Raw genomic sequence first — 15,564 nt, 5'->3', positions numbered from 1 at the left:
ATGTGACAATCCGATTACAGAGGCGGCCCGGCGCACAGGATAGCCGCCGCCCCATCGGGATTATTTGATTTAAATCAATAGGTTAGGGAGACGGAGGCAGGACCGACTGACCGTCACACGAATTTAACGCGGCGCCCTCGGAACGGTAACGCAGCGCCACGAAGGTGCGCCTCTTTCGAGAGCGTCCCGATGTCCTCCACCCCCACGATCGCGCGCCGGCAGCGATGGCTTTCGGTGCTCGCGAAGGCGCCCGCGACCCGGCTCGCTTCTCTCTGGCAGGCGCTTGGGTCGACACCTTCCTACACGGTCCTCCGTCGGCCCGAGATCGGGCTCGTCATGGTGCAGGGCCGCATCTCGGGCACCGGCGCTCCGTTTTGCGCCGGCGAGATGACGGTGACGCGCGCCGCCGTGCGGCTCGACAGCGGCGAGATGGGCTTCGGCTATGTCCGAGGCCGCGATGCCCGGCAAGCCGAGATCGTCGCCGCCATCGATGCGCTGGGCCAGCGCGCCGACTGGGTCGAGACACTCGAAGCCGCGATCGTGACGCCGCTCGCCCATGAGGCCGAGGCCCGCCATCGCCTGATCGCCGCCCGCGCCGCCGCCACCCGGGTGGATTTCTTCACCGTCGCGCGTGAGGCCGGCGCATGAGCACGACGCTCCTCGCTCCCGGCTTCGCCGATCCGGCGCACGATGCACAGCGCCTGTTCCGCGGCGTGCTGGACGCCTTCTCGCATCCCGGCCGCATCGTCGAGTTGCGCGATGCGCCAGCCGGACCGGGAACGCTCAGCCCGGCGGCCGCGGCCTTCCTGCTCACCTTCGCCGATCGCGAGACGCCGCTCTGGCTCGAGGCCGGAATAGACAAGCAGGAGGTCCGCGACTTCCTGCGCTTCCATGCCGGCACGCCGATCGTCCCGTCGCGCGAGGCCGCGACCTTCGGCGTGATCATCGCCGGCGGCGGCGAGCCGTTCGCCGGCTTCGCCATCGGTACCGACACCTATCCCGACCGCGCCGCCACGCTGGTGATCGAGGTGCCGGCGCTCGAGGGCGGCCGGGCCACCATCTGGCGGGGCCCCGGCATCGACGGCGAGATCCGCGTCTCGATCGGCGGACTTGGCGACGGCTTCTGGTCGGCCTGGACCGCCAACCATGCTCTCTTCCCCTGCGGCGTCGATCTTGTCTTCGCCTCGGGATCCCGACTCATCGCGCTGCCGCGCAGCGTCGCCGTGGAGGCCTGACCATGTATGTCGCGGTCAAGGGCGGCGAAACCGCCATCGCCCATTCGCTCGATCTCCTGGCCGACAAGCGTCGCGGCGATCGCGACGTCGCCGAGTTGTCGCTCGAGCAGATCGACCAGCAGCTCGGCCTCGCGGTCGATCGCGTCATGACCGAAGGGTCCTGCTACGACCGCGGCCTGGCAGCACTCGCCATCAAGCAGGCGCGCGGCGACCTCATCGAGGCGATCTTCCTGCTGCGCGCCTATCGCACCACCCTGCCCCGCTTCGGCGCGTCGGAGCCGCTCGACACCACCCGCATGGTGGCGGAGCGTCGCATCTCGTCGACCTTCAAGGACGTGCCGGGCGGCCAGGTGCTGGGGCCGACCTACGACTACACCCACCGCCTGCTCGACTTCTCGCTGGCCGCGTCGGGCGAACGCCCCGAAGCACCGACCGCGCCGGCCGATGCCACCCACGCCCTGCCGCGCGTCGGCGACATCCTGCAGCGCGACGGCCTGCTCGAACCGCCGCCCTCGCGCGACGACGGCGAAGCGCGCGACCTGACGCGCGAACCGCTGGTGCTGCCCGCCAGCCGGCCGCTGCGCCTGCAGAACCTGGCGCGTGGCGACGAGGGTTTCCTGCTGGCACTCGGTTATTCGACCCAGCGCGGCTACGGCAACAACCATCCCTTCGTCGGCGAGATCCGCTATGGCCATGTGCCGGTGTCGTTCGTGCCGGAGGAGCTGGGGTTCGCCATCGAGATCGGCGAGATCGAAGTGACCGAGTGCGACATGGTCAACCAGTTCGCCGGCTCGCACGACGTGCCGCCGCAGTTCACCCGCGGCTATGGCCTGGCCTTCGGTCATGCCGAGCGCAAGGCGATGGCGATGGCCCTGGTCGACCGTGCCCTGCGCGCCGACGAGCTGGGCGAGGCCGCGACCTCGCCCGCCCAGGACGAGGAATTCGTGCTGGCCCACAGCGACAATGTCGAGGGCTCGGGCTTCGTGCAGCACCTGAAGCTGCCGCACTATGTCGATTTCCAGTCCGAACTGGTGGTGGTGCGGATGCTGCGCGCCGAGGTCGAGAAGCGCCGCGAGCAGGCCGCCCTCGCCCAGGCGGCGGAGTGAACCATGCCTGACACGACGATCCACGATACGACCCCGCAGGACGGCGCCTACAACTACGGCTATCTCGACGAGCAGACCAAACGGATGATCCGCCGCGCCATCCTGAAGGCGGTGGCGGTGCCCGGTTATCAGGTGCCGTTCGGTGGCCGCGAAATGCCGCTGCCTTACGGCTGGGGCACCGGCGGCATCCAGGTCACCGCCGCCATCATCGGTCTTGAAGACACGTTGAAAGTGATCGACCAGGGCGCCGACGACACGACCAACGCCGTCTCGATCCGCCGGTTCTTCGCGCGGGTGGCCCAGGTCGCCACGACGACGCACACCGCGGAAGCCACCATCATCCAGACCCGGCACCGCGTGCCCGAGACGCCGCTGACCGATGGCCAGATCCTGGTATTCCAGGTGCCGATCCCCGAGCCGCTGCGCATGCTCGAGCCGCGCGAGACCGAGACCCGCACTCTGCATGCGCTGTCGGAATACGGCATCATGCAGGTGAGCCTCTACGAGAGCATCGCCCGCCACGGCCGCATCGCCAAGACCTACAACTATCCGGTGATGGTGAACGGGCGCTATATCATGAGCCCCTCGCCCATCCCGAAATTCGACAACCCCAAGCTCGACCGCAGCCCGGCGCTGCAGCTCTACGGCGCGGGCCGCGAAAAGCGGATCTACGCGGTGCCGCCGCACACGCCGGTGAAGAGCCTCGACTTCGACGACCATCCGTTCGAGATCGAGACCTGGACCGAGAGCTGCGCGCTGTGCGGCTCGACGGAAAGCTTCCTCGACGAGATGATCGTCGACGACGACGGCAAGCGCCTGTTCGTCTGCTCCGACACCGACTATTGCGAGAGCCGGCGATGAATGCCCCGCTCCTCTCCGCCCGGGGTGTCGGCAAGCGCTTCGGCGGTCGCATCGCCTGCCGCGACGTCAGCTTCGACCTGTGGCCCGGCGAGGTGCTGGGCATCGTGGGCGAATCGGGCTCCGGCAAGACGACCCTGCTCAATTGCCTGGCCGGCCGCCTCCTGCCCGATGGCGGCTCCGTCACCTACGAGACGAAGTCGGGGGGCACCGTCGACGTGCACCGACTCTCGGAAGCCCGCCGCCGGCTGCTGGCGCGGACCGAATGGGGTTTCGTGAACCAGGACGCCCGCGAGGGACTGCGCATGGGCGTCAGCGCCGGCGCCAACATCGGCGAGCGGCTGATGGCGGTGGGTGCACGTCACTATGGCGAGATCCGCGGTCAGGCCGCCGACTGGATGACGCGGGTCGAAATCGACGTCGAGCGTCTCGACGACCGGCCGAGTACCTATTCCGGCGGCATGCGCCAGCGCCTGCAGATCGCGCGCAACCTGGTGAGCAATCCGCGGCTGGTCTTCATGGACGAGCCGACCGGCGGCCTCGACGTTTCGGTGCAGGCCCGCCTCCTCGATCTGCTGCGCGGCCTGGTCGAAGGGCTGCATCTGTCGGTCGTTCTGGTGACCCACGATCTCGGCGTCGCGCGGCTGCTGACGCACCGGTTGATGGTGATGCAGGGCGGCGCAGTCGTGGAGCAGGGACTCACCGACCAGGTGCTCGACGATCCGCAGCATCCCTACACCCAGATGCTCGTCGCCTCGATCCTGCCGGTGTGAGGCGACCATGACCTCTTCCCAACCCGCCCTTCGCGTCACCGGCCTCGCCAAGTCCTTCATCGTCCATGCCCAGGGCGGCCTGTCGCTTCCCGTGTTGCGCGGCGTGTCGCTGGCGGTCTCGCCCGGCGAATGCCTGGCGCTGGTCGGCCCCTCGGGCGCCGGCAAGAGCACCCTGTTGCGCTCCCTCTACGGCAACTATCGCGCCGACAGCGGCTCGATCCGGGTCCGCCAGGACGACGAGTGGACCGAGCTGGTCGGCGCCGAGCCGCGCACCGTGCTCGACGTGCGTCATCGCACCATGGGCTTCGTCAGCCAGTTCCTGCGGGTGATCCCGCGGGTCTCGGCCGTCGATGTCGTGGCCGAGCCGCTCAGGCGGCGCGGCACCGATCCCCTCGAGGCGCGGCAACGCGCGGAGTTCCTGCTGGCCATGCTCGGTATTCCCGCGCGGCTGTGGGCGCTGCCGCCTGCGACCTTCTCCGGCGGCGAACAGCAGAGGGTCAACATCGCCCGCTCGCTGATCGTCGATTATCCGGTCCTGCTGCTCGACGAGCCGACGGCGTCGCTCGACGCCGCCAACCGTGACGGCGTGGTCGAGCTGATCTGCCAGCGGCGCGATGCCGGCGCCGCCATCGTCGGCATCTTCCACGACACCGACGTGCGCGATGCCGTCGCGACCCGCGTGCACGAAGTCCTTCCCCCCGCCTCGATCCCCCCAGCCTCACTGGCCGGAGTTTCCGCATGAGTCACGAGATCATCCTGACCAACGCGCGCGTCGTCACGGCCGACGCCGAATTCGACGGCACCGTCCTCGTTCGCGACGGTCGCATCGTCGAGATCGACACCGAGCGGTCGCATGCCGCGAGCGCCCTCGACCTCGAAGGGGACTATCTCGTGCCCGGTCTGGTCGAGCTGCACACCGACAACATGGAGAAGCACTTCGCTCCGCGTCCGGGCGTCAAATGGCCGAGCGTTTCGGCCGTGATGGCGCATGACACCCAGGTCAGCGCCGCCGGCATCACGACCGTGTTCGATTCGCTGGCCCTGGGCGACGTCCACGGCAAATCGGACCGCGTGGAAAACCGCGAGCGCATGATCGAGGCGGTCTGCATGGCCAGCGACCGGCGCATGACCCGTGCCGAGCATCGCATCCACCTGCGCTGCGAGATCACGGCGGACGATGCCGTCGAGGCCGTCGACAAGTGGATCGACCTGCCGCTGGTCGGCCTGGTGTCGATCAACGACCATACGCCCGGCCAGCGCCAGTTCCTCGATCCGGAGAAGCTGAAGCAATACTACAAGGGCAAGCACGCGATGACCGACGCGCAGTTCGAGGAATTCTCGATCCGCGTCACCGAGCTTCACCACCGCAACGCCGCGAAACATCGGCGGGAAATCGTGAGCCGCGCCCAGGCCCGTGCCCTGCCGATCGCCAGCCACGACGATGCGACCCACGGCCATGTCCAGGAAGCCGTCGCCAACGGCATGACCATCGCCGAATTCCCGACCACGCACGAAGCCGCCAGCGCCTCGCGCGAGGCCGGCCTCGCCATTCTGATGGGCGCGCCGAACCTCGTGCTGGGCGGCTCGCACTCCGGCAACATCGCCGCCATCGACCTGCTGCGCGCCGGCCATGTCGACATCCTGTCGTCGGACTATGTGCCGGCCAGCCTGATGGAGAGTGTGTTCAAGCTGCCCTCGTCGGGCATCGGCATCTCGCTGCCTCAGGCGGTGCGGCTGGCGACGCTCAACCCCGCCCGCGCCGTCGGGCTCGGCGATCGCGGCGAGATCGCGCCCGAGCGTCGCGCCGACCTGGTGAGGGTGCGCACGGTCGACGGCGCGGCTGTCGTGCGCGCCGTATGGCGCGAAGGCGACCGTGTGGTCTGACGCCTGTACGCGACGATGGAAGGCTCGCTGATCTATGTCATGGGTCCGTCCGGCGCCGGCAAGGATTCTGTCCTCTTGCATGCCCGGACCCTGTTGCCCCCGGGAGCGCCGGTGGTGTTCGCGCACCGCTACATCACGCGGCCGGCCGACACCGGTGGTGAGAACCATGTCGCGCTGACCCGCGAGGAGTTCGCGACTCGTCGCGCCTATGGCCTGTTCGCCTATCATTGGAACGCCCACGGCAACGACTACGGCGTCGGCCGCGAGATTCACGACTGGCGGGCCGCCGGCCTGACTGTCGTCGTGAGCGGTTCGCGCGACCATTTCCTGAGGACCGGCGGCCTCGACTCGCAGGCCCGCCCCGTCCTGATCACCGCGCCCGTCGAGCGTCTCCGCCAGCGCCTCGAGGGCCGTGGTCGCGAGTCCGCCATCGAGGCGGCGGAGCGTCTTGAGCGCGCCGATGCCTACGAACTCGACGATCCGCGTCTGGTGACCATCGTCAACGACGGCACCCTCGACGAGGCCGCCGCCGCCTTCGTCAGGCTGCTCGCCAGACCTGAGTGGCCAGACGCCGCCCTCCGCCGAGCCTGAACCGCGCCAAGACCGTGAACGGACGGCCCGGCGCCGGCTGACGGAAGACGCAGAGATCGCGCACCGCCAGCGGCCGGTCGAGGAAGCCCATGAAGCGCCGGCGCAGCTCGTTGAGGATAAGCCCGCGTTCGCGCGCGTCCGGCATCCGTCCGGTGAGCGTCAGGTGGAAGCGCCCCTGTTCGAGGACATAGGGATAGCCCCAGCGCAGCAGCAGATCGTCCTGCCGCGGCGTCAGCCCCGCCGCGCGCCGGCGCGCCAGCTCGACATCGTCGGCGGGACGACGGAACTCGTCGAATTCCACGACACAGCGATCCGAGAAGTCCTGCAGGGCGGCGCAGCGGTCAGCCGGCACGAGGGCGAGGAAATCGTGCAATTCGGCCAGCGCCAGGGAGGGCACGTCGATCTGCCGCTCCGTCGCGGCGAAGCTGCCGACGGCATCGACGAGATCGCGCTCGGTCGCACCGTCGATCAGGGCGATCGGCGGCTTCAGCGTGCCGTGGAACCCGTAGAGGCGCGGATCCGCGACGATCGCCGACAGGCGCTCGTACGAGACGCCGCTCACCGGGACGCGGTCGCGGGCCTCGCCTGTCTCGGCGTTGCGCCCGAGCCATCGGCTGGCGGCCAGGGCCAGCGCCTCTTCGGCGCGCGGCGCATAATAGAACGCATAGCGGGCCAGGCCCGTCGACGAGTCACCGGATGGATCGCTCAAGCACTCACTCCCCCGCGACGGCCGATCATGGCAAAGCGCAGTTGACTGGACACCAGGTCGATCGCCGCCACGGTGACCAGGATCATCAGGATGATGAAGGAGGTCTGCTGCAGCTCCAGCGTCCGGATCGCCTCGGCGAGATGCAGGCCGATACCGCCCGCGCCGACGATGCCGATGATGGTGGCCGACCGGGTGTTGGATTCGAAGTAGTAGAGGACCTGGCTCACCAGCACGGGGAAGACCTCGGGCAGGATGCCGAAGCGTATGCCCATGAAATGCCCGCCGCCGGTCGAGGCGATGCCTTCGACCGGCTTGCGGTCGGCCGCCTCGATCGCCTCGGAGAAGAGCTTGCCGAAGCTGCCGATGTCGGAGGTCATGATGGCCAGCGCCCCCGCGAAGGGTCCGAGCCCCACGACGTTGATCCAGATCAGCGCCCAGATCAGGATGTCGACGCTGCGGATCGTGTCGAGCGAGCGGCGGGCGAGGAAACGCACGATGCGCTGGGCGGTGACGTTGCGCGCGGCGAGCAGGCCAATCGGCAAGGCGAGGATCGCCGCCGACAGGGTCCCCAGCAGCGCAATGGCCACCGTCTCGATCAGCGCCATGCCATAGGCCCGCGCATGCGCCCACGACCCCGGATCGGGCGGCAGCATCAGGCCGGCGATCTCGACCAGGCGCCCCATGCCCGACAGAAGCTTGCCGTCGAAGAAGCCCAGCACCTGCATGCCGTACAGGAGGAGGACGAGCATGGCGGTCGCCACGGCGATCATCGGCAGGCGCTGCGGCCCGAGGCGCTGGAAATGTTCGGGATAGCGCTCGCGCACGGCGTCCATCAGTTCTTCCCTTCGAGGCCGATCAGGCGGTGACGCAGCAACGAGGTCAGGCTGTCGATGATGGCGACCGTGATCAGGATCATCACCAGGATCGCCGAGACATCTGAATAGTAGAACTTGCGGATCGCCTCGATGAGGTCCTGGCCGATACCGCCGGCGCCGACGAAGCCCATGACGGCGGCGCCGCGCACGTTGATCTCGAAGCGCAGCAGCGCGTAGCTCGCAAAGTTGGACAGGACCTGCGGCAGGGCGCCGAAGCGCATCGCGACGTGCCAGGCCGCCCCCGTCGACGACACGCCCTCGACCGGCTTCATGTCGATGTTCTCGACCACCTCGGCGAACAGCTTGCCGAGCGCGCCCAGCGTGTGGATGGCGACCGCGAGCACACCGGCCATCGGACCGAGGCCGAAGGCGATGACGAACAGCAGGGCGAAGACCAGTTCCGGCACGGTGCGGCACAGCTCGCAGAAGCGGCGCACGACGAGCCGGATCCAGCGCGCGGGCGCCACGTTCGCCGCGCCGAGGAAGGCGAGGCACGAGGCCGCCACGGCTCCCAGGAGCGTGCCGACGTAAGCCATCAGCAAGGTCTCCCAGAGCAGCCGGAGCCAGCGGTCCAGGCCCCAGAACCACTCCTCGAAGTCCGTCCAGACGGGCTGGCCGTTCTCGAGGTGGAACAGGCGGATGATGTAGCTCGGGAAGCGATGGATGTTCTCGAAGAACCTGACCGGCGACACCTCGGCCGAGATCGACGCGAGAAGCATCGCCGCCGCGACACACGCCACCATCAGCAGCGTGTGCCAGCGACGCGACCGCACCGAGGCGTCGTAGGCCGCCATGAGCGGCCTCAACTGCGCCTCGGGCAGAGGTGTGACGTGCGTACTCAAGACAAAGCGAACGCGAAAGCGAAGTCCGGCCCGATCAGCTCTTCTGCTTGCGGAGCTGGTCGATGAACTTGATGAGCTCGACCACGGGCTCATAGTACTTCGCGTCGACCACCTGGAAACCGCGATCCTTGCCGTCGGACAGCTTGTCGAACGCCGCCTTGGCCTTGGTCGGCGATTCCATGAAGGCCGTGGTGATGGCGGCCTTCAGGTCGGGCGGCAGGCTGGCGAGATAGGCGAAGGGCGAATTGGGGATCAGGTCCGACTTGTAGATGACGCGGAAGTCCTCCTGCTTGGCCAGTCCCTTGGACGCCATGCGCGTCAGGTTGGAGTCGTTCTCGGCGTTCCACCAGTTGGCGGCGACGTCGACCGTCTTCTGCTGCAGCGCGATCACCGCATTCTCGTGGCTGCCGGTGTAGGTCACGCGGCCGAAGAAGGTCTCGGGATTGAGCTTGAGCTTGTTCAGCGCAAAGCGTGGGACATTGTTGCCCGAGGTCGAGTTGGGATCGACGAGACCCAGGTTCTTGCCCTTGAGGTCGTCGATCGTCTTGTAGGGGCTGTCGGCGCGCACGTAGAAGACCGAGTAGTAGCCGACCGTCCCGTCACCATTCACCGTCGTGACGAAGGGCTCGACCTTCACGCCGGTCACGATGGCACGCGCATAGGACGCCGGGCCGTAGCCCGCGATATGGATGCTGCCGTTGCGCTGGCCTTCGATGACGGCGGCGTAGTCGTTGGCGACCCGCAGCGTCACCTTGGTGCCCAGCGTCTGGGACAGGTACTCGACGAAGGGACCGTAGCGCTCGGTCACGCCCGACGCGTTCTCGGCCGGGATGACGGCGAGGACGAGCTCGGGGTAGGCGCTCTTCCAGGACTGGGCATGGGCGGTGCCGGCCAACACGAATGAAGAGGCGGCGAGGGACGAGGCAGCGAGGGCAGCGCCGAGCGCGTGACGACGGGTGAGCATTGCTGTTCTCCTTGATGAAGCGAAAGGTCGGGAAGGGATCAGGAGCCCGCGAGGGCAAAGCCCGGCTGGGCGCCGGCGGGCAGAGAAGCAGGGGACGGCAGGCCATGGCCCATCACGTCGCCGGCCTCGAGCCCGTAGAGCTCGCGCGACGTCGCCTCGGTGAGCGCGGCCGGCACGTCGTCGAACACCACACGCCCGGCGGCCATGCCGACCAGCCGGTCGCAGTAGGCCCGCGCGAGGTCGAGACTGTGGAGATTGCAGACCACGGTGATGCCGAGATGGCGGTTGATGTGCTGCAGCGCGTCCATCACCACCTTGGTGTTGCGCGGATCGAGGGAGGCGATCGGCTCGTCGGCCAGCACGATGTCCGGTTCCTGGACCAGCGCCCGGGCGATCGCGACCCGCTGCTGCTGGCCACCGGACAGGGTCTCGGCGCGCTGGCCGGCCATCCGCGCCATGTCGAGGCTTTCGAGCGCGGACAGGGCCTGCGCCTTCTCCTCGTCGCTCCACAGCTTGAGCAGCGCACGGGCAGGCGGCATGTGGAAGGCCCGACCCATCATGACGTTGGTCATCACATCGAGACGGCCGGCAAGGTTGAACTGCTGGAAGATCATGGCGCAGCGGGCGCGCCAGGCGCGCAGCGGCCGGCCGCGGAGCGCGGTGACGTCGGTATCGCCGAACAGGATGCGGCCCGAGGTCGGATCGCCCAGGCGGTTGATCATGCGCAGGAGGGTCGATTTGCCGGCGCCGGATCGACCGATCACGCCCACCAGCTGGCCCGTCGGCACGACGAGCGAAACGCTGTCCACGGCCTTCTTGCCGCCAAAGCTCTTGGTAACGCCTTCCAGTCGAAGCATCCGGCCTCCCAGTCCCACCGGATGCTCGGTACCGGCCGCACGCTTCGCCCGCGCTACGCTTTGGTTACGGACATAAGACAGACAAGGGGAAGAGGCTGAACCCGGACCCCTCATCGGGCGTTGCCTGGAGAGGTTCAACACGGGGGAAGGCGGCGTGATCTACATCGTGGGATCGATTCTCGCCATCATGGCCGTCACCGGCGGGACCGCCTGGCTGGTCACGTCTCGCTGGCCCGGGAGGACGCGACGCTGGCAGGTCACCCTCGCCGCGCTCAGCTTTCCGCTCCTGTCCGTCGTGCTGTTCGTCGCGGCGCTCGTCGTCACGCTGATCGACGCTCCCAACGTGCCGGAGCGAGGCACGGTGGGCATGGTGATCTTCTCGATGGTCTTCTTTCTCGTCTACGCGGTCGCGGCCGGCCTCGTGATCGGGATTCCGACCGCGATATTCGCCGTCAGGGCCCTGCGCCGCTAGAAAAGGTCGGGCGACCGGCGAGTGCTCGCGCCGGAGCATGCATCGCCCACTTGATCGACATGAAGAGCGCGAGGCCGATCCCAAGCAGCAGGCCACCCATCAGGAAGAAGCCCCCGGTCTCATCGCCTCGCGGGAAGAAGTGCGCCGTGAACATGGCCGCAGCAATCACCGCCGCCATGAAGCCCGCGACGTGGGCCAGGAACTGCCATCCGAACACGCGGACGAACGCGTTCCGTTCGGCCGCGGTCACCAGGATGGGCGGCCCCTTGCGATCCCGCCGGTAGAGGAAGCCTTTGCGGTGCGGTTCGAACTGGGTGGCCATCGTCCACCCGAATCCCTCGATGATGCTCATCGAGTCCAGAACGCAGCGCTCGCGGCATTCGTTCCGCAACAGCCCCCTTACGATCGTCCGCGACCCCGCGGACCGTAGCCGGAGGCAGCTCCGCCCGCCGAAAGGAAGGTGAAGAGGCCGAAGCGACGGCCCCGTGTCACCGGATTGACCTCGTGCAACAGGGCAGCTGAAAACACGACGGCGCACCCCACGGCGGGTCGGTAGAGTTGGCGGCCGAATTCGGGGAAGCGCAGTTCGCCGCCTTCATACTCGTCGCCCGGATTGAGATTGATGCTGACCGCGAACTGGCGATGCGCCGTGATGCGGCTGGTATTGTCGCGGTGGCGGCGGAACCAGCCGCCGCTGGCCGCATCGTAGCAGCCGATACGCGGTGCTTCGATCACCGACGTATGGACGTGCGAGGCCTGCGCGATGGCCGGCGCAATGCGGCGCACCAGGGCGTCGCGCACATTGGTGAAGAGAGCCGGGTCATCGAGATTGGTGTCGAGCCGGCGCTTGGTCTCGCTATCGACGACATTGCCGTCGGCGGAGCCGACGATGCTCGCCACCTTGTCGCGCGCCGACCAGTATCCGATCAGACGATCGCAGAGGTCGGCATCGAGAACGCGATGGAGCAGCATCACCGGCGCAGCGGCTCGCACCACCACCGTCTCGGTTGCGGCGTAGAGCTTCTCGACGAGAGCGACGACGTCTTCGGTCGCGGGGGAAGGCAACAAAGCCGCCACGCGACCCGCGGCATCGACCACGATTGCGAACGTCCCCCGTGCATCGAACGCCCGCGCGAGTTCGCCGTCGCGATCCACAAGGCACGACGCATCCGCGTCGAGGCCGTCCAACGGCCGGGGCGCCACGAAGCACAACGTCGCCTCGCACCGCGCGAGGTGCGCTACCATCGTCGCGATTCGCTCCTCGCACGGCGGCGAGCCAATCCAATAGATGCGCGTGACGCCAGACACCGCGGCATCCCACGAGTCGAAGAGAGCGCCCGTGGCAAGTGGCAGTGTTATGCGCGGCATCGGATCGCCGATGCCAAGGCCGGGAGGGCGATGCGGCCTCTCGACCATCGTCACATCCCAATTTCGACTTCGCGCCATGACGTCGTTACTCCCTGCCGGGAATAAGAGCGCCGAAGGTTGAACCAAACCTTACGTGTCGGGTGGGAGGCAAATATGCAAACAGCGCTCCATCGATCTGCACGCTGCACCAAGACTGTCGCGCGACCTCCGGAACCGCCACAGCGAGACCGGAGTCATGCCTGCGCCGCGGCCCTTGCCGCCATCCCGGGCTTCATCAGGTAGCCGACCCCGCGGATCGTATGGATCTCGACATCGGCACCGGCTTCCGCCAGCAGGCGACGCAGGCGATGGACGTAGACTTCGATGGCATTGGACGAGTGGTCGTGTTTGCCGCCGAAGACCACCGCATCGAGCACGTCATGCGCCAGCACCCTTCCGCCCCGCTTCAGGAAGACTTCCAGGAGCTCGGATTCCCGCGCCGGAATGGTGAACGTGGTCCCGCTGACCGTGGCGCGGCGGCTGCCGGCCTCGAAAGTCACGTTCCCCATGGCGAAGACCGGGGAGGGTATCTCCGGCGGGCGCTGCATGAGCGCCCGGAGGCGGGCAATCAGTTCGGCCATCGCGAAGGGCTTGATCATGTAGTCGCTGGCGCCCCTGTCGAGGCCGTTCACCCGGTCGCCCAGCGCACTTCGCGACGACAGGATGAGAACCGGCGTCGGATCGTGCCGCTTTTTCAACTGATCGAGCACGGCGAAGCCGTCGGCGTCGGGGAGGCCGAGATCGAGCACGATCGCCGAATACTGCACGGCCTGGACAGCGAGCCTCGCCTCGTCCGCGAGGCCCACGAAATCGACGTCCATGCCGGCACGCTTCAGCGCGTGGCCGATCAACCCTGCCAGCTCCCGGCTGTCTTCGATGATCAGCACGCGCATTGCCCGCTCCCTCCCCCGGATCGATCAGCCTCGCGGCGGCAGGTCGATCCGCGCGTCCTTGAGCGCCTTCTCGACCCCCGCGATCCCGCTGGTATCGCCCGCCTTGCATTTTTCAACGGCGACACGCGTGTCCAGGCTCTGGGGCTGCTGGCCGCCCTTGGATGGCATGTCGAGATACTGGTCGTACTTGGCGGCCAACGCCGAGCAGTATGCCGCGTCCGGCGACTGGGCGAACGCGGCGACCGGCATCAGCGTCACCGCCACGATTGCGAACTTGAGCAACGTCTTCCTGATCATCTGATCCTCCTTCGCTCTCGAAGAGCGCGACCATTGAAGGCGGGGACGGAGGCTCGATTTGGGCGGCCCGATGTCGAAGAGCTTACGACGCCCTACTTGTGGCCCAGCATCCGCAGCGCCTGCAGCATCGTGGGCGTCGGCATGCTGAGGGCGAGACTCTCGGGGGGTGCTGCGGCCGCCATCGCCCGGTAGGCCATGGCCAGTGCCTCGCCGTCCGCCAGGGACGGCCACGACTTCACGACGTCGAGACCGGCCCGGATCATCCGGGCGGTCACCACGATTTCGCTCGGTTCGCTTGCTTTGCATGTCATGGGGCGGACTCTCGCGGACTCAATCCCAAGAGTATGCGGCGGGTTCCTTACAACGCGCTTTCGCGACGACCTGCAGCGGAGTCAGGCCGGGTCAGAGGCCGGCAGGGTCACCGTGAAGGTCGAGCCTTTGCCGGGCACGCTCTGGATGTCGAGCCGGCCGCGATGCCGATTGACGACATGCTTGACGATGGCGAGGCCCAGCCCGGTGCCGCCGAGCTGGCGCGAACGCGCCGTATCCACCCTGTAGAATCGTTCGGTGAGACGCGGCAGGTGCGAGGCCGGAATGCCGTCGCCCTCGTCCCGGACGGCGACCGCCACGCGGTCCTTGCCCGAGCGCCGCGCCTCGACCCGGACGGCAGTCTCGGGGCGCGCGTATTTGAGCGCGTTGTCGATCAGGTTCTGGAACACGATGATCAACTCGTCATGGTCGCCGACGGCGCGCGGCAGATCGGGGGCCAGGTCGATTTCGATGCCGACCCTGCGCGAGGAGGCCTTGAGCTGCAGCAGGTCGAGCACCGAGCGCAGCACACCGCTGAGGTCGACGGCGGCGGCCGGCCTCGCATGCTCGTGCTGCTCGATGCGCGACAGCATCAGCAGGTCGTCGACCAGCCGGCGCATGCGGTCGGCCTGTTCGGCCATGATGCCGAGGAAGCGCTCGCGGGCCGCCGTATCGTCGCGCGCCGGGCCCCGCAGGGTCTCGATGAAGCCCGCCAGTCCCGCGATCGGCGTCTTGAGTTCGTGGCTGGCATTGGCCACGAAGTCGGCGCGCATGCGCTCGGCGCGACGCAGCGCCGTGGTGTCGTGCAGCACGATCAGCGCCAGCGAACCGTCGGCGGCCGCCCGCGGCAGGCGCCGCAGATGGGCCACCATGTCGAGTTCCGGCGGCCCCGGCAGGACCAGGTCGACCACGCTCTGGTCGGGTCGCGCGAAGTTGCCGTCGGCCCCCGTTTCGAGCAGCGCATCGATCGCCGCCAGGAGCTGCGGCTGGCGCAGCACGGTCGAAACGTCGCGCTCGGACCCACCGGGACTGCCCAGCAGCAGGGCGGCCGCCAGATTGGTGCGCACGATGCGGCGCTGCCGGTCGAGACACACGAGCGGGTCGGGAAGACCGTCGACGATCGTCTGGGCCGACGCGGCGAGATTGTCGATCGAGGCGCGCTGGCGCCGCCAGCCGGTCGAGAGGGTGGCTGCCGCCGTCGCCAGTTCCTCCGTCGCGGGCGCGAAGGAAAGGCGCGGCATCACGGGCTGGCGTTCGTCCGACAGTTCGCCCACGAAGCGGGCAAAGCTCGCCAGCGAGCTGAGATAGCGCTGGACGAGGAGCATCGTCACCACGGCGATGCCCGCCATCGCCATCAGCGTGGCCCGGCCCGACAGTTCGCCGAGGCCGAACAGGAGGGCGAGCGCCCCCCACGACGGGGCCAGCGCCACGGCATTGGCAACCAGAGTGCGACGCAGCGGGATCCCGTTGTCGGCCATCGACCGACTATAGC

At 68.1% G+C, this 15,564-nt stretch carries 20 protein-coding genes; 9 read left to right on the top strand and 11 right to left on the bottom strand.

The genetic code is table 11. The features are described 5' to 3' along the window. The first annotated feature begins 189 nt into the window (after positions 1-189). From phnG to phnN, 8 genes are read left to right on the top strand one after another with little or no spacing between them, the layout of a single operon-like run. A complete protein-coding gene (gene phnG, locus ACO07K_RS26590; protein ID WP_422033290.1) occupies positions 190-648 on the top strand; it encodes a phosphonate C-P lyase system protein PhnG in 459 nt (152 codons plus the stop codon). Beyond that, on the top strand, positions 645-1,235 hold the full coding sequence (gene phnH, locus ACO07K_RS26585; protein ID WP_422033288.1) for a phosphonate C-P lyase system protein PhnH: 591 nt from the start codon (positions 645-647) through the stop codon (positions 1,233-1,235). The genes phnG and phnH overlap by 4 nt, the downstream gene beginning before the upstream one ends. A gap of 2 nt (positions 1,236-1,237) precedes the next feature. Further along, the gene (locus ACO07K_RS26580) at positions 1,238-2,341 is read left to right on the top strand and encodes a carbon-phosphorus lyase complex subunit PhnI (RefSeq protein ID WP_422033286.1); all 1,104 of its coding nucleotides are present in this window, start codon (positions 1,238-1,240) and stop codon (positions 2,339-2,341) included. A 3-nt stretch (positions 2,342-2,344) separates the two neighbouring features. Continuing rightward, positions 2,345-3,202 carry an alpha-D-ribose 1-methylphosphonate 5-phosphate C-P-lyase PhnJ gene (locus tag ACO07K_RS26575; protein ID WP_422033284.1) on the top strand — a complete coding sequence of 286 codons (858 nt, stop codon included), beginning with the start codon at positions 2,345-2,347 and terminating at the stop codon, positions 3,200-3,202. Continuing rightward, entirely contained in the window at positions 3,199-3,972 is a 774-nt protein-coding gene (phnK, locus tag ACO07K_RS26570) for a phosphonate C-P lyase system protein PhnK (protein WP_422033282.1), read from the top strand. The genes ACO07K_RS26575 and phnK overlap by 4 nt, the downstream gene beginning before the upstream one ends. 7 nt (positions 3,973-3,979) lie before the next feature. Continuing rightward, entirely contained in the window at positions 3,980-4,714 is a 735-nt protein-coding gene (gene phnL / locus ACO07K_RS26565; protein WP_422033280.1) for a phosphonate C-P lyase system protein PhnL, read from the top strand. Next, entirely contained in the window at positions 4,711-5,856 is a 1,146-nt protein-coding gene (locus ACO07K_RS26560; protein WP_422033278.1) for an alpha-D-ribose 1-methylphosphonate 5-triphosphate diphosphatase, read from the top strand. The genes phnL and ACO07K_RS26560 overlap by 4 nt, the downstream gene beginning before the upstream one ends. 15 nt (positions 5,857-5,871) lie before the next feature. Then, positions 5,872-6,447 carry a phosphonate metabolism protein/1,5-bisphosphokinase (PRPP-forming) PhnN gene (gene phnN, locus ACO07K_RS26555; RefSeq protein WP_422033276.1) on the top strand — a complete coding sequence of 192 codons (576 nt, stop codon included), beginning with the start codon at positions 5,872-5,874 and terminating at the stop codon, positions 6,445-6,447. On the opposite strand, the gene ACO07K_RS26550 is transcribed toward phnN, so the two are convergent. Genes ACO07K_RS26550 through phnC form a run of 5 tightly spaced genes read right to left on the bottom strand, consistent with a single transcriptional unit; the run spans position 6,395 to position 10,694 of the window. After that, on the bottom strand, positions 6,395-7,156 hold the full coding sequence (locus ACO07K_RS26550) for a DUF1045 domain-containing protein (protein WP_422033274.1): 762 nt from the start codon (positions 7,154-7,156) through the stop codon (positions 6,395-6,397). The genes phnN and ACO07K_RS26550 overlap by 53 nt on opposite strands. After that, a complete protein-coding gene (phnE, locus tag ACO07K_RS26545) occupies positions 7,153-7,989 on the bottom strand; it encodes a phosphonate ABC transporter, permease protein PhnE (RefSeq protein ID WP_422033272.1) in 837 nt (278 codons plus the stop codon). Before phnE (ACO07K_RS26545) ends, ACO07K_RS26550 begins: the two co-directional genes overlap by 4 nt. Next, positions 7,989-8,873, bottom strand: coding sequence for a phosphonate ABC transporter, permease protein PhnE (gene phnE / locus ACO07K_RS26540; protein WP_422033270.1), 885 nt, complete (start codon positions 8,871-8,873; stop codon positions 7,989-7,991). Before phnE (ACO07K_RS26540) ends, phnE (ACO07K_RS26545) begins: the two co-directional genes overlap by 1 nt. A 34-nt stretch (positions 8,874-8,907) precedes the next feature. Next, on the bottom strand, positions 8,908-9,837 hold the full coding sequence (phnD, locus tag ACO07K_RS26535) for a phosphonate ABC transporter substrate-binding protein (RefSeq protein ID WP_422033268.1): 930 nt from the start codon (positions 9,835-9,837) through the stop codon (positions 8,908-8,910). 38 nt (positions 9,838-9,875) lie between these two features. Continuing rightward, positions 9,876-10,694 (bottom strand): phosphonate ABC transporter ATP-binding protein, encoded by an 819-nt coding sequence (gene phnC / locus ACO07K_RS26530; protein WP_422033266.1) that lies wholly within the window; start codon positions 10,692-10,694, stop codon positions 9,876-9,878. 154 nt (positions 10,695-10,848) lie between these two features. On the opposite strand from phnC, the gene ACO07K_RS26525 reads away from it, so the two are divergent. Further along, positions 10,849-11,166, top strand: coding sequence for a hypothetical protein (locus ACO07K_RS26525; RefSeq protein WP_422033264.1), 318 nt, complete (start codon positions 10,849-10,851; stop codon positions 11,164-11,166). On the opposite strand, the gene ACO07K_RS26520 is transcribed toward ACO07K_RS26525, so the two are convergent. The 6 genes from ACO07K_RS26520 to ACO07K_RS26495 form a co-directional block, all read right to left on the bottom strand. Further along, on the bottom strand, positions 11,147-11,488 hold the full coding sequence (locus ACO07K_RS26520) for a hypothetical protein (RefSeq protein WP_422033262.1): 342 nt from the start codon (positions 11,486-11,488) through the stop codon (positions 11,147-11,149). The two genes, ACO07K_RS26525 and ACO07K_RS26520, sit on opposite strands and share 20 nt — an antisense overlap. Positions 11,489-11,565: 77 nt before the next feature. After that, positions 11,566-12,582 carry a 2OG-Fe(II) oxygenase family protein gene (locus ACO07K_RS26515; RefSeq protein WP_422033260.1) on the bottom strand — a complete coding sequence of 339 codons (1,017 nt, stop codon included), beginning with the start codon at positions 12,580-12,582 and terminating at the stop codon, positions 11,566-11,568. A 185-nt stretch (positions 12,583-12,767) separates the two neighbouring features. Beyond that, positions 12,768-13,466, bottom strand: a complete 699-nt coding sequence (locus tag ACO07K_RS26510; RefSeq protein WP_422033258.1) for a response regulator — start codon at positions 13,464-13,466, stop codon at positions 12,768-12,770. Positions 13,467-13,490: 24 nt separating this feature from the next. Further along, positions 13,491-13,763, bottom strand: a complete 273-nt coding sequence (locus ACO07K_RS26505) for a hypothetical protein (RefSeq protein ID WP_422033256.1) — start codon at positions 13,761-13,763, stop codon at positions 13,491-13,493. A gap of 92 nt (positions 13,764-13,855) precedes the next feature. Further along, positions 13,856-14,074: a hypothetical protein gene (locus ACO07K_RS26500; protein ID WP_422009671.1), complete on the bottom strand. Its 219-nt coding sequence runs from the start codon at positions 14,072-14,074 to the stop codon at positions 13,856-13,858. Between the two features lie 81 nt (positions 14,075-14,155). After that, a complete protein-coding gene (locus tag ACO07K_RS26495; protein ID WP_422033254.1) occupies positions 14,156-15,550 on the bottom strand; it encodes an ATP-binding protein in 1,395 nt (464 codons plus the stop codon). Positions 15,551-15,564 lie beyond the last annotated feature (14 nt).

The organism is Reyranella sp. (genome assembly GCF_965228225.1).
Taxonomy (GTDB): Bacteria; Pseudomonadota; Alphaproteobacteria; order Reyranellales; family Reyranellaceae; genus Reyranella.
This window is presented reverse-complemented; position numbering and strand designations above follow the sequence as displayed.

Excerpts from the sequence above, each read along its gene's own strand:
- phnG (WP_422033290.1), top strand. The coding sequence starts at position 190 with ATGTCCTCCACCCCCACGATCGCGCGCCGGCAGCGATGGCTTTCGGTG.
- phnH (WP_422033288.1), top strand. The coding sequence starts at position 645 with ATGAGCACGACGCTCCTCGCTCCCGGCTTCGCCGATCCGGCGCACGAT.
- ACO07K_RS26580 (WP_422033286.1), top strand. The coding sequence starts at position 1,238 with ATGTATGTCGCGGTCAAGGGCGGCGAAACCGCCATCGCCCATTCGCTC.
- ACO07K_RS26575 (WP_422033284.1), top strand. The coding sequence starts at position 2,345 with ATGCCTGACACGACGATCCACGATACGACCCCGCAGGACGGCGCCTAC.
- phnK (WP_422033282.1), top strand. The coding sequence starts at position 3,199 with ATGAATGCCCCGCTCCTCTCCGCCCGGGGTGTCGGCAAGCGCTTCGGC.
- phnL (WP_422033280.1), top strand. The coding sequence starts at position 3,980 with ATGACCTCTTCCCAACCCGCCCTTCGCGTCACCGGCCTCGCCAAGTCC.
- ACO07K_RS26560 (WP_422033278.1), top strand. The coding sequence starts at position 4,711 with ATGAGTCACGAGATCATCCTGACCAACGCGCGCGTCGTCACGGCCGAC.
- phnN (WP_422033276.1), top strand. The coding sequence starts at position 5,872 with ATGGAAGGCTCGCTGATCTATGTCATGGGTCCGTCCGGCGCCGGCAAG.
- phnE (WP_422033272.1), bottom strand. The coding sequence starts at position 7,989 with ATGGACGCCGTGCGCGAGCGCTATCCCGAACATTTCCAGCGCCTCGGG.
- phnD (WP_422033268.1), bottom strand. The coding sequence starts at position 9,837 with ATGCTCACCCGTCGTCACGCGCTCGGCGCTGCCCTCGCTGCCTCGTCC.
- phnC (WP_422033266.1), bottom strand. The coding sequence starts at position 10,694 with ATGCTTCGACTGGAAGGCGTTACCAAGAGCTTTGGCGGCAAGAAGGCC.
- ACO07K_RS26520 (WP_422033262.1), bottom strand. The coding sequence starts at position 11,488 with ATGGCCACCCAGTTCGAACCGCACCGCAAAGGCTTCCTCTACCGGCGG.
- ACO07K_RS26515 (WP_422033260.1), bottom strand. The coding sequence starts at position 12,582 with ATGGTCGAGAGGCCGCATCGCCCTCCCGGCCTTGGCATCGGCGATCCG.
- ACO07K_RS26510 (WP_422033258.1), bottom strand. The coding sequence starts at position 13,466 with ATGCGCGTGCTGATCATCGAAGACAGCCGGGAGCTGGCAGGGTTGATC.
- ACO07K_RS26505 (WP_422033256.1), bottom strand. The coding sequence starts at position 13,763 with ATGATCAGGAAGACGTTGCTCAAGTTCGCAATCGTGGCGGTGACGCTG.
- ACO07K_RS26500 (WP_422009671.1), bottom strand. The coding sequence starts at position 14,074 with ATGACATGCAAAGCAAGCGAACCGAGCGAAATCGTGGTGACCGCCCGG.
- ACO07K_RS26495 (WP_422033254.1), bottom strand. The coding sequence starts at position 15,550 with ATGGCCGACAACGGGATCCCGCTGCGTCGCACTCTGGTTGCCAATGCC.